This is a genomic window from Streptomyces aurantiacus (assembly GCF_001418335.1).
Classification (GTDB): domain Bacteria; phylum Actinomycetota; class Actinomycetes; order Streptomycetales; family Streptomycetaceae; genus Streptomyces; species Streptomyces aurantiacus.
In genome coordinates, this window is record NZ_LIPP01000427.1 from 22,239 (window position 1) to 22,752 (window position 514).

1 pseudogene is annotated in these 514 nt (G+C 70.4%); it reads right to left on the minus strand.

Going from position 1 to position 514, the window contains the following annotated elements:
* A pseudogene (locus AOK01_RS45840) lies at positions 1 to 190 on the minus strand (hypothetical protein); the annotation flags it as partial.
* Positions 191 to 514 lie beyond the last annotated feature (324 nt).

Here is a 514-nt window from a genome sequence, read left to right on the forward strand (position 1 = left end):
TCGCGGCGGCCTTGGCGGCCGACACGGTGCTGCTCCGGATCTTGGCGGGGGGCAGCTTCCCGACCCCGTTGGTGCCCGCGTCCGGGTCGTCACCGCCGCACCCCGTCACCCCTGCCCCCGCCACGACGAGCGCGCATACGGCCCTCATCAGCACGGCCTTACGGGTACGTCCCTGGGGAATCGCAGTCACAGGTGGCGCTGCCTCTCGTGCGGTTGTCCTCACCGGCGTACCGCAGCGTACCGGTGCCCACCACGTCACTCGGAGTCAGTCCGTCCGCACCGCTCACCAGGGCGTATCCGACCGGGACGGGCTAGCCTGAAGCCCATCCGAGCGGGCATGACGGCCCAAATTACCCGAACCAGCACCGAGCCGGCACCCGAACCATTACCCGACCGGTGACCCGTACCGAGGCCCGTACGAGGAAGGAGGCGCCGGGATGGCGGCAGGCACCCCCCGGATCTTCGTCTCGCATCTCTCCGGCATCGCCGTCTTCGACCCGAGCGGCGACCAGGT